The 15063-nt window shown below is 49.4% G+C and carries 11 protein-coding genes; all 11 read left to right on the top strand.

The features are described 5' to 3' along the window. Nucleotides 1-13: 13 nt before the first annotated feature. The 11 genes from nusG to rpsJ all read left to right on the top strand — a co-directional run bounded on the left by nusG (nucleotide 14) and on the right by rpsJ (nucleotide 15052). On the top strand, nucleotides 14-550 hold the full coding sequence (nusG, locus tag H6624_10060) for a transcription termination/antitermination protein NusG (protein MCB9084682.1): 537 nt from the start codon (nucleotides 14-16) through the stop codon (nucleotides 548-550). Nucleotides 551-606: 56 nt separating this feature from the next. Next, nucleotides 607-1029, top strand: coding sequence for a 50S ribosomal protein L11 (gene rplK / locus H6624_10055; protein MCB9084681.1), 423 nt, complete (start codon nucleotides 607-609; stop codon nucleotides 1027-1029). 12 nt (nucleotides 1030-1041) lie between these two features. Further along, nucleotides 1042-1743, top strand: coding sequence for a 50S ribosomal protein L1 (locus H6624_10050; protein ID MCB9084680.1), 702 nt, complete (start codon nucleotides 1042-1044; stop codon nucleotides 1741-1743). Between the two features lie 172 nt (nucleotides 1744-1915). Then, nucleotides 1916-2440, top strand: coding sequence for a 50S ribosomal protein L10 (rplJ, locus tag H6624_10045; protein ID MCB9084679.1), 525 nt, complete (start codon nucleotides 1916-1918; stop codon nucleotides 2438-2440). 50 nt (nucleotides 2441-2490) lie between these two features. Continuing rightward, nucleotides 2491-2865: a 50S ribosomal protein L7/L12 gene (rplL, locus tag H6624_10040; protein MCB9084678.1), complete on the top strand. Its 375-nt coding sequence runs from the start codon at nucleotides 2491-2493 to the stop codon at nucleotides 2863-2865. A gap of 115 nt (nucleotides 2866-2980) precedes the next feature. Next, entirely contained in the window at nucleotides 2981-7129 is a 4149-nt protein-coding gene (gene rpoB, locus H6624_10035) for a DNA-directed RNA polymerase subunit beta (protein MCB9084677.1), read from the top strand. A 17-nt stretch (nucleotides 7130-7146) separates the two neighbouring features. Beyond that, nucleotides 7147-11295, top strand: coding sequence for a DNA-directed RNA polymerase subunit beta' (gene rpoC / locus H6624_10030; protein MCB9084676.1), 4149 nt, complete (start codon nucleotides 7147-7149; stop codon nucleotides 11293-11295). 187 nt (nucleotides 11296-11482) lie between these two features. Continuing rightward, nucleotides 11483-11857, top strand: coding sequence for a 30S ribosomal protein S12 (locus H6624_10025; protein MCB9084675.1), 375 nt, complete (start codon nucleotides 11483-11485; stop codon nucleotides 11855-11857). A 21-nt stretch (nucleotides 11858-11878) separates the two neighbouring features. Next, nucleotides 11879-12352, top strand: a complete 474-nt coding sequence (rpsG, locus tag H6624_10020) for a 30S ribosomal protein S7 (GenBank protein ID MCB9084674.1) — start codon at nucleotides 11879-11881, stop codon at nucleotides 12350-12352. Nucleotides 12353-12386: 34 nt separating this feature from the next. Continuing rightward, on the top strand, nucleotides 12387-14480 hold the full coding sequence (gene fusA / locus H6624_10015) for an elongation factor G (GenBank protein ID MCB9084673.1): 2094 nt from the start codon (nucleotides 12387-12389) through the stop codon (nucleotides 14478-14480). 254 nt (nucleotides 14481-14734) lie between these two features. Beyond that, nucleotides 14735-15052 carry a 30S ribosomal protein S10 gene (gene rpsJ / locus H6624_10010; GenBank protein ID MCB9084672.1) on the top strand — a complete coding sequence of 106 codons (318 nt, stop codon included), beginning with the start codon at nucleotides 14735-14737 and terminating at the stop codon, nucleotides 15050-15052. The last annotated feature ends 11 nt before the right edge of the window (nucleotides 15053-15063 follow it).

Raw genomic sequence — 15063 nt, 5'->3', positions numbered from 1 at the left:
CAGGGAAGTGGTCGTGGATAAGAAATGGTACATCGTCAATACGCATACAGGGTGTGAGGCCACAGCAAAGGCGTCCATCGAAAAGCGTGTTAGAGATCTTGGCAAAGACGAGTTGTTTGGAGAAATCCTCATCCCTTCTGAGAATGTTGTGGAGTTGGTAAAAGGCAAAAAGGCGACCCGTTCGCGCAAGTTTTTTCCCGGCTATATTTTCGTCAACATGAACTTGAGCGATGATACTTGGCACTTGGTAAAGGGGTCGGCGAAAGTTACCGGCTTTGTTGGCGGCGGTACAAATAACCGCCCACCTGAAGTGCCTGAGCATGAAGTGCTGAGAATCACTCAGCAGATAGAAACCGGCCTGGAAAAGGCCAAGCCAAAAGTTACCTTCTCGCTGGGCGAGTCGGTTATGGTGATCGACGGTCCGTTTAGCAACTTTAACGGAACGGTTGAGGAGATCAATGAGGAGAAAGGTAAGGTCAAAGTGCTGGTTAGCATCTTTGGTCGTCCCACTCCGGTTGAATTGGATTTTATTCAGGTGGAAAAGGCCTGATCGAAACAAGAAGTAAGAGTTTTTATTAACAAACCCTCACTTGCTAGGAGTGGGAAATGGCAAAAAAAGTAACAGGACAAATTAAGTTACAGATACCGGCAGGGAAGGCCAATCCGGCACCTCCCGTTGGACCGGCGCTCGGCCAGCATGGGGTTAACATCATGGATTTCTGTAAGCAGTTTAATGCAAAGACACAGAAGGTTGGTGACACCATCATCCCTGTGATCATTACTGTTTATCAGGACCGATCGTTTTCCTTCATCACCAAAACGCCCCCGGTATCAGTTCTTTTGAAAAAGGCAGCAAAGATTCAAAGTGGATCGAAAATGCCCCAGAAGGACAAATGTGGAACCGTCACCATGGCGGCTGTAAAAGAGATCGCTGAGACCAAGATTCCTGATCTCAACTGTATTTCAGTTGAATCGGCGATGGCTCAGGTTATCGGAACAGCCAAGAGCATGGGCTTAGAAGTTAAGTAAGCGGAGGCAGAAATGGCTAAAAAAGGAAAGAATTACCGAAGTTCGAGTGAAAAAATTGATTCAGCCAACCGCTATCCCGTCGCTGAGGCTCTTAGCCTCGTGGTCGAGTCTGCGAAGGCCAAGTTTGATGAATCAGTAGACGTTGCAGTTCGCCTCGGTGTGGACCCAAAGCAATCGGATCAGCAAGTTCGTGGAGCAGTCTCTCTTCCCAATGGCTTGGGAAAGGCCGTTCGCGTAGTAGTTTTTGCTAAGGGCCCTAAAGAGGCCGAAGCGAAAGAGGCTGGTGCCGACTTTGTGGGCGCCGATGATCTAGTCGAAAAGATTCAAGGCGGCTGGTTGGATTTTGATAAGTGCCTCGCCACTCCCGATATGATGGCTACCGTTTCCAAGGTAGCTAAAATTCTTGGGCCCCGTGGATTGATGCCGAACCCAAAAGTGGGAACAGTGACTATGACTGTTGGACCAGCGGTTGAGGCGGAGAAGAAGGGGAAACTGGCGTTCCGCGTAGATAAGGCTGGAATTGTTCACGCCACCATCGGCCGCAAGTCCATGGGTGCGGACAAATTGAAAGAAAACTACGTGGCATTTATGAGTGCTCTGGTGAAAGCAAAGCCGGCATCCAGCAAGGGAAATTACCTGCGCGGGATTTCAGTAGCTTCCACTATGGGACCTGGTGTTCGGCTGGATATCGCTGAGACCCAGAGTTTGGTTTGATTTAGGTTGTATTAACATTAACTGCATTGTTCGCAGTCAGAGACAGTAGGAGCCTTCGGGCTTAATCGAGCGAGAACTCATCCTGCCGAGACAAGCGAGTGAAGGCCATTTTTAGGACCCTCTCTTCGTTATCTGATATGCGGCGTAACATAGGAAGGGAGGTTAGAACCGTATGATGACTAGAGCCGATAAGGCGCAAGAAATCAGTCAGATTTCTGAACGGTTCGCCAGAGCGAAAGCTGCTTTCCTGGTCGACTTCAAAGGATTAACTGTTGAAGAGGTCACCAGTTTGCGTAAGCAGCTACACCCACTCCAATCGGAGATGCGGGTGGTTCGCAACACCTTGGCCCGCCGGGCACTTATGGATCACCCAGAATCTGAGTCTGCACTAAAAGACCAGTTTGTGGGGACCAATGCCATTGTTTTTGCTTACGATGACGTCAGCGCTCCTGCGAAGCTGCTGGCTGACTTTAGCAAAGACGTGGAAGAGCTCCAGGTAAAGTCAGGTGTTATGGACGGAACCGCGTTGGACGAAGCCAGGATCAAGTACCTGGCAACCTTGCCCTCAAAAGAGCAGCTTAGAGCCCAGTTCCTGGGACTTCTACAAGCTCCGATGGGCAAATTCGTTCGTACGCTGGAAGCTGTTCCTGGTGGATTTGCACGCGTGCTCAGCGCCTACAAAGACAAGCAAGCGTGAGAAGAGTAACTGTAACAAGTTTGAATTTTTGAAAATTTTTGGAGGATAAAATGGCCTTAAATAAAGAAGAAGTAATTGATTTTCTTTCTAATATGCCAGTGATTGAGCTGGCCGAAATGATTAAAGATCTTGAAGAGAAGTGGGGCGTTAGCGCCGCTGCTCCTGCTGCTGTTGCTGTGGCTGGTGCTGCTGCCGCTGCTCCTGCTGAGGAGAAGACTGAATTCGACGTCATCCTTGCTAGCGCTGGTTCCAATAAAATTGGCGTGATTAAGGAAGTGCGTGCTTTAACTGGTCTTGGATTGAAAGAAGCCAAAGACCTGGTTGAAAGTGCTCCCAAAGCTCTGAAAGAAGGCGCCACTAAGGAAGAAGCCGACAAAATGAAGGACGTTCTGACTAAGGCTGGAGCCACTGTAGAGATCAAGTAATTGATCGATTGTATTCGGTAACATATGGCGGAGTCTTTTTTTGGACTCCGCCAGTTTAGAGACCAAAAAGCGAAATTAGGGATCGAGAGACTTTTTTAGGAAAGAAGGAGAAGGAATGGGTAACACTCCAGTCACAGCATCTAACTTACGTCTGAGACGTAGTTATGCTAGAACCCAGGGCCTGATTGATATTCCCAATCTTATTGAACTCCAGAAAAAATCATACGAGGAATTCCTGCAGAAGGAAATGGACCCGGACCGCCGTGGTATCCAGGGTTTAAATGGAGTTTTTAAATCGGTATTTCCGATTTCAGATTTTAATAATACGGCCAGCCTGGAGTTTGTCTCCTATACGCTGGAGCCTCCTAAGTACGACGTTGATGAATGTCGCCAGCGGGGTATGACCTACGCTGCTCCAATCAAGGTGACCCTGCGACTCATCGTTTTCGATGTCGATGAGGAGACTGAGGCTCGCAGCATTCGCGATGTGAAAGAGCAGGAAGTTTATCTGGGTGAAATTCCCCTGATGACGGCGAATGGCTCTTTTATCATCAATGGTACAGAGCGCGTTGTTGTGAGCCAATTGCATCGCTCACCCGGTGTGTTTTTTGATCATGATGGCGGAAAGAATAACGCCAGCGGAAAGTTGATTTATTCCGCTCGGGTGATCCCCTACCGCGGATCATGGTTGGATTTTGAATTTGATCAGAAAGATCTCGTTTACGTGCGCATTGATCGCCGACGTAAGTTCCCAGTGACCGTTCTCTTGAAGGCACTTGGACACACGACTGAAGATCTTCTTGAAATGTATTATGACCTAGTGACGGTCCGCCGCACTAAAGAAGGCAAGTACTTGCGTGGATTGGACATCGAGAAGATGGCTGGTCAGCGGGCACTGTCTGATATCATTGATCCCAACTCCGGAGAAACTCTGGTTAAGGCGGGTCGCCGGATTACCAGGGCTTCAGTTAAAAAGGTTCAACAGTTGAATCTGACTGAGATTGAAATCTCTCGTGAGGACTTGGAAGGCAAAGTTGTAGCCAAACCCATTATCGATGAAACCACCGGTGAGATCATCGCCGATGCCAACAGCGAGATGTCCGGTGACTATCTGGATCGAGCTCATGAGGCCGGAATCAGCGAATTTAAGATGATCTTTTTTGATGGTTTGGCAGTAGGCCCCTTCCTACGCAACACTCTGTTGATTGACAAGGTAACGACTCGTGAAGAGTCTCTGCTCGAAATCTATAAGAGATTGCGACCAGGTGAACCTCCAACTCCAGAAGCAGCAGAGAACCTGTTTCAGCGCCTATTTTTCGATCCTGAGACCTACGACTTAAGTGAAGTGGGTCGATTGAAGATTAACCATCGCTTCAATATTCCTTTTGATGAGTGTCCTGTTGATCATCGTACGCTCACTAACAAGGATATAATGAGCGTTGTGGGCACCCTAATCGAATTGAAGAACGGTCAGGGTCGCATTGACGATATTGACCACTTGGGTAACCGTCGTGTTCGTTCCGTGGGTGAACTGCTTGAAAACCAATACCGCATTGGATTGGTCCGCATGGAGCGGGCGATTCGCGAGCGCATGAGTCTTCAGGACGTTGAATCCATGATGCCTCACGACCTGGTTAACGCCAAACCGGTCAACGCCGTTGTAAAAGAGTTCTTCGGTTCCAGCCAGTTGTCACAGTTTATGGATCAAACCAATCCTTTGTCTGAAATCACCCACAAGCGCCGTTTGTCGGCCCTTGGACCTGGTGGTTTGACACGTGACCGAGCGGGCTTCGAAGTTCGTGACGTTCACCCGACCCACTACGGTCGAATCTGTCCGATTGAGACCCCTGAGGGACCAAACATTGGTTTGATTGCCTCGCTCGCAACCTATGCGCGAATTAACAACTATGGCTTTATCGAAACCCCCTACCGCAAGGTTGAGGACGGCAAAGTTTCTACTGATATTTCCTATATGTCAGCTCTTGAGGAGCAGGGGCACAATGTGGCCCAGGCCGGAGCTTTTTCGGCAGAGAAGGATGTTTTTGGGGAGCACTATACGGTTCGGGTGAACGGTGAATACGAGCTTGTTGAAAAGGACAAAGTGAGCCTGATGGACGTATCGCCCAGCCAGCTGGTGTCGATTGCAGCCTCTTTGATCCCCTTCCTTGAGCACGATGATGCGAACCGTGCCTTGATGGGATCGAACATGCAACGGCAGGCGGTGCCTTTGTTGCGCTCTCGTGCGCCGCTAGTAGGTACGGGTGTTGAGCACTATGTCGCTCGTGACTCTGGAACCAGTGTGGTGTGTACAAATGATGGTATTGTTGAAGGCGTTGATGCGGGACGAGTTGTTGTCCGCCGATTTGCCAAAGGTGGTGAATTGGGTGCCAACGTCGACATTTACAACCTGACAAAGTATCAGCGAACCAATCAAAATACCTGCTTTAATCAAAAGCCAATTGTTTCGGTTGGTGATCGGGTGAAGCGGGGGGATGTGATCGCTGACGGTCCTTCCACCGAGTTGGGTGAGCTTGCTCTGGGCCAGAATATCCTGGTCGCGTTTACACCTTGGATGGGTTACAACTTTGAGGACTCGATCCTGATTTCTGAGCGCCTCATTAAAGATGACACTTACACATCTATTCATATCGAAGAGTTTGAGTGTGTGGCTCGTGATACCAAGTTGGGTAAAGAAGAGATCACTCGCGATATTGCCAACGTGGGTGAAGAGGCCCTAAAAGATCTGGATGCCAGCGGTATTATCCGTATTGGTGCTGAGGTCGGCCCTGGCGACATCATGGTTGGTAAGGTGACTCCTAAAGGTGAGACTCAGCTTTCGCCTGAGGAAAAGCTCTTGCGGGCGATCTTTGGTGAAAAAGCTGGAGACGTGCGCGATACCTCATTGCGGGTTCCCTCGGGCGTTTACGGAACTGTAATCGATGCTCAGGTTTATAGTCGCGAAGGCTCTGACCGGGACGAGCGTTTACAGCTAATTATCGAGGAAAAGCGTCTGAAGTTGGAGAAAGACTTCGACGTCGAGCAAAACGTCATTCGTCTGAATGCCTTGGATAAGCTCAAGGATCTGTTGGTCAACAAAAAGACGACCGGAGTTCTTTTGAACGAGGATGGCTCTGTGAAGCTTCTTTCCAAAGGGCAGGAGATTACCAACGAAGACTTGGAAACCATTCCATTTGAACTGTTGGCCTACATTCCTCTTGAGAGCGAGTTGGAATATCAGTGTACGAGAATCATTGACGCGGCCAGAAACCAGCTTGAAGCCATCAAGATGGTATTCAATGAAAAGATTGAGCGCCTAAAGAAGGGTGATGAGTTACCCCCGGGCGTGATCAAGATGGTAAAGGTCTACATCGCCATTAAGCGCAAGCTTCAGGTGGGTGACAAGTTTGCTGGTCGACACGGGAACAAAGGTGTGGTGTCCAAGGTTCTTCCAGAAGAGGACATGCCCTTCCTGGCCGATGGAACTCCGGTGGACATGGTATTAAATCCACTCGGCGTACCTTCGCGGATGAACATTGGTCAAATTCTTGAGGTTCACCTGGGTTGGGCGGCTCATTCGCTCGGCAAACAGATTGGTGAGATGCTGGAGAAATACAATGATGGTGAAGCAAGGAACTTCCTAAAAGATGTTTACGAGCTGGAGCCAATTACCAAAAAGATCGATGATGCCGATGAGCTTTCTATGAAGAAGATGATGAAACGTCTTTCTCATGGAGTTCACGTGGCAACTCCAGTGTTTGATGGAGCCAAGGAGAAAGATGTTAAAGACTTCTTGGCCAAAGCAAACCTGCCGTCGACGGGCCAGACCGTACTGTTTGATGGTCGGACGGGCATTCCCTTCCAGACCCCAGTGACGGTCGGAATTATGTATATGTTGAAACTGCATCACCTTGTTGAGGAGAAGATCCACGCTCGTTCGATTGGTCCTTACTCCCTTGTTTCTCAACAGCCTTTGGGTGGTAAAGCCCAATTTGGAGGCCAGAGGTTGGGAGAGATGGAAGTCTGGGCAATTGAAGCCTACGGTGCGGCTTATTCTCTGCAGGAGTTCCTGACAGTGAAGTCAGACGACGTCGCAGGAAGAACAAGGATGTATGAAAGCATTGTTAAAGGTGAGAATGTTCTGGAACCAGGACTTCCTGAATCCTTTAACGTGTTGGTCAAAGAACTGCAGAGCTTGGCTCTAAATGTTGAACTTATTGAGTCCGACATTTTGACTGAGAAACCTCACAACACTGTTGAGCAGTAAGGGAAGGGAGAGATACCTTGAAAGATCTATTGAATTTCTTCGATAAACCAAAAGATCCTCTTTCTTTTGATGCCGTTAGAATCTCCCTGGCCTCTCCCGAAATGATTCGGGACTGGTCACATGGTGAGGTTAAAAAGCCGGAGACCATTAACTACCGGACATTTAAGCCCGAACGTGACGGTCTTTTTTGCGCCAAGATTTTTGGTCCGATTAAGGATTACGAATGTCTTTGCGGTAAATATAAGCGGATGAAGTACCGCGGTGTGATCTGTGAAAAGTGTGGTGTTGAAGTCACACAGAGTAAGGTCCGCCGTGAGCGCATGGGACACATTGAATTGGCGACTCCGGTTGCCCACATATGGTTTTTGCGTTCTCTTCCTAGCCGTATCGGAAACCTGCTCGATCTGTCCCTGAAGGACGTTGAGCGGATTCTTTACTGCGAAGCCTATGTGGTGCTGGATCCTCAGGAAACAACTCTGGAAGAGAATCAGATTCTCTCTGAAGAGAGTTATCAAAATGCTCTTAATGAGTTTGGCCCTAACTTCAAGGCCGGTATGGGTGGAGTTGCCATTCGCGAAATGTTGAGAAAGGTGGATTCTGAGTACCTTTCCCGCAAACTCCGCATGGACCTTAAAGAGACCAAATCTGAGGCACAGATCAAAAAGCTGACCAAGCGTCTCAAGGTTGTAGAGGCCTTTAAGGGGTCTAGTAACAAGCCTGAATGGATGATGCTCGAGTCTCTTCCTGTGATTCCTCCGGACCTGCGTCCGCTAGTACCTTTGGATGGCGGTCGTTTCGCCACCTCTGATTTGAACGATCTTTATCGTCGAGTGATCAACAGAAACAATCGCCTGAAGCGTCTTCAGGAGCTCAACGCTCCTGATATCATTATCCGTAACGAAAAGCGGATGCTTCAGGAGTCTGTAGATGCCCTTCTGGATAACGGTCGCCGTGGTAAGACCTTCACTGGTCCGAACAAGCGTCCCCTCCGTTCTTTAAGTGATATGCTTAAAGGAAAGCAGGGTCGTTTCCGTCAGAACCTTCTTGGTAAGCGTGTGGACTACTCCGGTCGTTCAGTGATCGTCGTTGGTCCCAACCTGAAATTACATCAGTGTGGATTGCCAAAGAAGATGGCTCTGGAACTGTTCAAGCCCTTTGTTTATAACAAACTCGAAGAGCGGGGACTGGCCAGCACGATCAAGCAGGCCAAAAAGTTGGTTGAGCAGGAAACCGTAGAAGTGTGGGATATTCTTTCTGACTGTGTGAAAGAACACCCGGTACTGCTTAATCGAGCCCCGACCCTTCACCGTTTGGGTATTCAGGCTTTTGAGCCGGTTTTGCACGAAGGGAAAGCCATTCAGCTGCATCCCCTGGTGTGTACAGCGTTTAACGCGGACTTTGACGGAGACCAGATGGCTGTGCATGTGCCCCTGTCTGTGGAGGCACAGGTTGAGGCCCGAGTACTCATGATGTCGACCAATAACGTCTTAAGCCCTGCCAACGGTAAACCGATCATCAATCCCTCTCAGGATATCGTGATGGGAATTTACTGGATGACTCGTAGTCGTCCGGGTGCTCGTGGAACCAACAAGGTGTTTAGTAGTGTTCAGGAAGTTCTCTATGCCTTTGATACAGGTGTGGTTGATCTTCAGGCGGCTATTAGGTGTCGTTTGCATGGCAAAGTGGTTGAAACGACAGTTGGACGCTCGATCATAAGTGATATCGTTCCTAAGGGTGTTCCTTTCTCAGCTGTTAACCGGGTGATGAACAAGAAGGCTATTGCTGAACTGATTGACCGATCCTTCCGTTTGTCCGGGGCCAAAGCGACGGTAATTTTGGCCGATAAGATCATGGAGATGGGATTTAAGTATTCAACTTTAGCCGGTATTTCCATTTGTATCGACGACTTGGTCATTCCAGATGGCAAGAACACAATTCTGAAGGATGCGGAATCTTCTGTTTCGGAAATTCGTCAGCAGTACGACGAGGGTCTGATTACTGATGGTGAGCGCTATAACAAGGTTGTAGATATATGGGCCCAGGCTGGTGACAAGGTTGCCAAAGAGATGATGAGCAACCTGGAGACTGAGTCCTTTGAGGTTGAAGGTAGCCAAGTTGAGAGTGCCAGTTTTAACCCGATTTTCATCATGGCTGACTCTGGTGCGCGGGGTTCCGCAGCTCAGATCCGTCAGTTGGCTGGAATGCGGGGACTGATGGCGAAACCCTCAGGTGAGATTATTGAGACCCCTATTACGGCAAATTTCCGCGAGGGCCTGACGGTTCTCCAGTACTTCATTTCGACTCACGGAGCGCGAAAAGGTTTGGCGGATACTGCACTTAAGACGGCAAACTCAGGATATCTGACGCGTCGTTTGGTGGATGTCGCCCAAGATGTGATCGTAACGCAAATTGATTGCGGCACAACAGATGGCATGATTGTTCGTCCTCTCCTTGAAGGTGGTGAAGTGATTCAGCCTTTGGGCGACCGAATTTTGGGTCGTGTGGCACTGGATGACATTGTTGATCCTTACACGGAAGAGGTCATCGTTCGTGCGAATGATGAATTGACAGAAGACCTGGTCAAAAAGATCGATGATGCGGGAATTGAGAACGTCAAAATTCGTTCAGTGCTTACTTGTCGTACCCGCCGTGGCGTGTGCGTAAAGTGTTATGGTCGTGATTTGGCCCGTGGTGCTACCGTGAACTTGGGTGAAGCGGTGGGAATTATCGCCGCTCAGTCAATTGGTGAGCCTGGTACTCAGCTGACAATGAGAACTTTCCACCTAGGTGGAACGGCCTCTCGCGCAGTAGAGCAATCAGTTCACACCGCCCGTTACGAAGGTAAACTGAAAATCGAAGGGGTCAACGTGGTTGAGAACCGCGCCGGTCGATTGACAGTTATGAACCGCAACGGTGAAGCGATTATCATCGACGACACTGGTCGTGAGCGTGAGAAGTTCAAGCTGGTCTATGGATCTATCATGAACTTCAAAGAGGGCTCAGACATCAAGAAGGGTGATGTTATTGCTGAGTGGGATCCCTACTCGAATCCGATTATTGCCGATCTGACAGCCAAGGTTCAGTTTGCTGACATCGAAGAGGGTGTCACAATGGCTGAGCAGGTGGACCCAGTAACTGGATTTGCCACAAAGGTGATCACGGATTCCAAATCGGGCGACAACAAGCCAACCGTTTACCTGGTAGATCAGGACGGTGGCTCGTTGAACCTGCCAAACAGAAACATTCCTGCTCGCTATGTGATTCCGGTTGGAGCCCAGCTTCTGGTTTCTGACAATGAGGAAATTCACGCTGGAGATGTGATTGCCAAGATTCACCGGGAAACGACAAAAACCCGTGACATTACGGGTGGTCTTCCTCGTGTGGCTGAACTTTTTGAGGCTCGAAAACCCAAAGAGAGTGCAATTATCTCTGAGATCGATGGCTATGTAACCTTTGGTAAAGACGTCAAGGGTAAGCAGCGGGTGATCGTGACACCAGAGATTGGCGAGCAAAAAGAATATTTGATTCCCAAAGGGAAGCACGTAGCTGTCCGCGAAGGTGAATTCATTAAGGCTGGTGAGGCTTTGATGGATGGACCGACCAACCCTCACGATATCCTCAAGGTATTGGGAGACAAGGAGCTGGCGGCCTACCTGGTGAACGAGATCCAAGAGGTCTACCGTCTGCAAGGTGTGGGAATCAATGATAAGCACATCGAGGTGATTGTTCGCCAGATGATGAGAAAAGTGGAAGTCACCGACGTTGGAGACTCCCCTTTCCTCAATGCTGAGCAGGTTGAAAGATATTTGTTTGAAGAGGAAAACGAAAGAGTGATCGCCGAGGGCGGACAGCCAGCAATTGCTGATCCTCTCTTACTTGGTATCACCAAGGTTTCCTTGAGCACTGATAGTTGGATTTCCGCAGCATCTTTCCAGGAGACCACTAAGGTCCTGACTGAGGCTGCCGTGAATTCCAAGACGGATTTCCTCCGCGGCTTGAAAGAGAACATTATCATGGGACGGCTGATTCCGGCTGGAACAGGTGTGGCCTCTTATAAGCGCTGGAGAATTGTAGTGGACGATACGGCCATTGAGGCCCCGTCTGCAGCACTTCCTGGCGGGATGTCCGGAATGGCCTCCAGTCATAGCATGGGCCTGAATTCCTAAGGAATTTGGGGGTTGGGAGCTCCTGACCCCCTGATTTTAGGGGATTTTAGGTATTTTGGGTTGACGGATGAGGTCGAAATTCGGTAGCTTGCATGCTTCGTTACGGGGAAGCTTTGCGATGTTACTGAAACAAGCGCAAACTATTGAAATGACGGGCTTTTCCGTTTGACTGTAGCTAGAGGTACAAATGCCAACGATTAATCAGTTGATTCGTAAGCAACGTAGTATTCAAAAGACTAAATCAAAGTCGCCTGCATTGACCAGGTGTCCTCAGCGTCGAGGCGTTTGTACTCGCGTATTTACCACGACTCCTAAAAAGCCAAACTCTGCACTTCGTAAAGTGGCTCGGGTAAGGTTGTCGAATGGTTTTGAAGTGAACTCTTATATTCCTGGGATCGGTCACAACCTTCAGGAGCACAGTGTAGTCCTGATCCGTGGTGGTCGTGTGAAAGACCTGCCCGGTGTTCGCTACCATATTGTTCGTGGTGTACTGGACACTCAGGGTGTGGCTAATAGAAAACAAGGTCGCTCTAAATACGGCGCCAAGAGACCGAAGAACTAATTCGGATAAGGATAGAAGGATATGTCTCGTCGCAAAAGTAGTTACAAGCGGGAAGTTGCTCCAGATCCAGTTTACAATGATGTCTTGGTTGCCAAGTTCATTAATAAGCTCATGGAGCGCGGTAAGAAGAGTCTTGCCCAAAAGGTTTTCTATTCAGCTTTGGATGATCTTCGCACAAAGGTATCTGGTGAAGAGCCTTTGACAGTGTTTAAAAAGGCCGTTGAAAACTGTAAGCCTTCTCTGGAAGTTCGTTCTCGCCGCGTGGGTGGAGCAACTTATCAGGTTCCTGTTGATGTAAGGCCTTCTCGTCGCGTGACCTTGGCGATGCGCTGGATGGTTGGTTACTCTCGTGAGCGTGGCGAGAAATCCATGGCTGGCCGTCTTGCCGGCGAAATCGTTGATGCTTACAACAATCGCGGTAATGCCATTAAGAAGAAAGAGGATGTGCACCGCATGGCGGAAGCCAACAAGGCATTCTCTCACTACAATTGGTAAAGCCGTCGGTTAACCGACAGAATATGATCCAAACATGCCAGCTGGAGAACCACAAAAGGTAGAGGATCTCAAGTTCACCCGTAACATTGGGATCATGGCTCATATCGATGCCGGTAAAACCACGACGACAGAGCGAATTCTCTACTATTCCGGAAAAAGCCATAAAATTGGCGAGGTCCATGACGGTGATGCCACCATGGACTGGATGGAGCAGGAGCAGGAAAGGGGCATTACCATTACTGCTGCGGCGACCTCTTGTGCTTGGCAGGATCATCGGATCAATATTATCGATACACCTGGACACGTAGACTTTACCATTGAGGTTGAGCGGTCGCTTCGGGTTTTAGATGGTGCGATCGCTGTTTTTGACGGCGTAAATGGGGTTGAACCCCAGTCAGAGACGGTTTGGCGGCAGGCTGATAAGTATAAAGTTCCACGGATTTGCTTTGTTAATAAAATGGATCGAATCGGCGCTGATTTTTATATGAGTGTCGGTACAATAAGAGACAAGTTGGGAGCCAATCCCATACCCATTCAAATCCCCATTGGCAGTGAAGATGCCTTTGTCGGAGTGGTGGATCTGCTCTCCATGAAGGCCCTGGTTTGGAAGGGCGATGGCCTCGGGGAAAAGTACGAAAGCGAAGAGATTCCTGCTGATTTGGCTGATGAAGCCCAGGCTCAGCGGGAACAGATGATCGAGCGTATTGTTGAGTTTGATGACTCTTTGATGGAGAGGTACCTTGAGGGTGAGGAGATGTCGACTGAGAGTCTGATCCAAGCCCTACGCCAGGGAACCATTTCGCTCAAGGCAACCCCCGTATTATGTGGTGCGGCCTTTCGCAACAAGGGGGTTCAGCCCCTGTTGGACGCGGTGGTGTCTCTTTTGCCTAGCCCCTTGGAGGTGCCGGCCATCGTTGGTTTTGATCCCGAAAACGAGGAAAAGGCCATTGAATGTCCCACGGATTTCGATGAACCAGTGGCTAGCCTGGCCTTCAAGGTCGCCTCGGATAGTTTTGCCGGTACCATGACATTCGTCCGTGTCTACTCAGGTCAAATAAAGCAGGGAATGGCCCTACTCAATGTTCGCGAGAACAAAAAAGAAAGAATTCAACGGCTGGTTAAGCTTCACGCCAACTCCAGGGAGGAAGTCTCTGTCCTAAAAGCGGGAGATATTGGCGCCGTTATTGGCTTGAAAAACACCATCACTGGGGACACGCTTTGCGACATCAAGAGGCCGGTAGCCCTGGAGCCTATCCAGTATCCGGAGCCGGTTATTTCAGTTGCGATCGAGGCAAAAACAACGGCTGATCAGCCTAAAATGATGTCTGGGCTTGAAGCTCTTCTGAAGGAGGACCCTTCCTGCCGTGTGCGAACGGACCAGGAGACGGGGCAGATGCTCCTATCCGGAATGGGTGAACTCCACCTGGAGATTCTAGTGGACCGCCTCCTGAGGGAGCACAAGGTCAAAGCCAACGTGGGTAAGCCCCAGGTGGCCTTCCGCGAATCCATCGTCGGCGGGGTTAAGGGAGAAGGATCCTTTGACCGCGAGATCGGCGGACAACACCAATACGCCCGGGTACGCTTGAACCTGGAGCCATTGCCTCGGGGTGAGGGTTATCTGTTTGAAAACAAGATGGGGAAGGATTTTCCCCGTGAATTCGTTCAGGCGGTAGAAAAAGGGGCCAAAGATGCAGCCGAAGTGGGCGCCTTGGGTGGTTACCAATTAGTAGATATCAAGGTGACTCTCACGGATGGTGAGGTCAGGGACAAAGAGTCCACTGAAATGGCCTTTCGCGTGGCTGCCGCCAATGCTCTTCGTGATGGACTCAAGTCCGCGAAATCACAAATCCTTGAGCCGATTTTTAAGGTCGAAATCATTACCCCTGAGGAATTTATGGGTAATGCCATCGGCGATCTCAATGCCCGCCGGGGCAAGGTTCACAGCATGTCCCCTAAAGGGGGCAATCAAGTGGTGAAGGCTGAAGTGCCCCTTATGGCTCTATTTGGCTATGCCACAGACTTGCGCTCCTTGAGCCAGGGCCGAGCCAGTTTTAGCATGGAATTTCAAGAATATGCGCCGGTTCCCCCAAAGGTGGAAAAGGAGATCCTTGAGGGCCTGGGTCGATAGGGCTCAAAACCCCTGTCTATGGGGATTTGCAGGTCTTCTTCTATTGGAAATTTCTGGTGAATTCCTTTGACAATCTAGATTGCCGAGGGGCATACTCGCCGACTTGTAGCCCCATACGTCCTTGGGTCTTAAACTCCTAAGTCGCTGAAATTAGTAAATTTCGCCGCGAAACTGGGAGGTCGATGACCCTTAAGTAGGGGGTTTCTTTGTCTTTTTAACAATTTGGTGAGTCTTTAAGCCAAAGTGAGAGAGTTATGCAGAGTCAAAAGATTCGTATTCGTTTGAGAGCCTTTGATCACAAGCTTCTGGATCAATCCACTCGTGAAATCGTGGACACGGCCAGAAGAACAGGTGCTCGCGTAGCCGGCCCGATTCCATTGCCGACATCGATTAACCGCTACACAGTTTTGCGCTCTCCTCACGTCGATAAAAAGTCTCGCGAGCAGTTTGAAATCCGTACGCATAAGCGTTTGCTCGACATTCTTGAGCCCACTCAGCAGACCATTGATCAGTTGATGAAGCTGGACCTGTCTGCGGGTGTTGATGTGGAAATTAAATTATCAGCTGAGTAATGGAGTATTAC

The sequence above is a fragment of the Pseudobdellovibrionaceae bacterium genome (assembly GCA_020635075.1).
Lineage (GTDB): Bacteria > Bdellovibrionota > Bdellovibrionia > Bdellovibrionales > UBA1609 > JADZEO01.
Note: the sequence above shows the minus strand (reverse complement) of the source record. Positions and strands in the feature narration are given on the sequence as shown.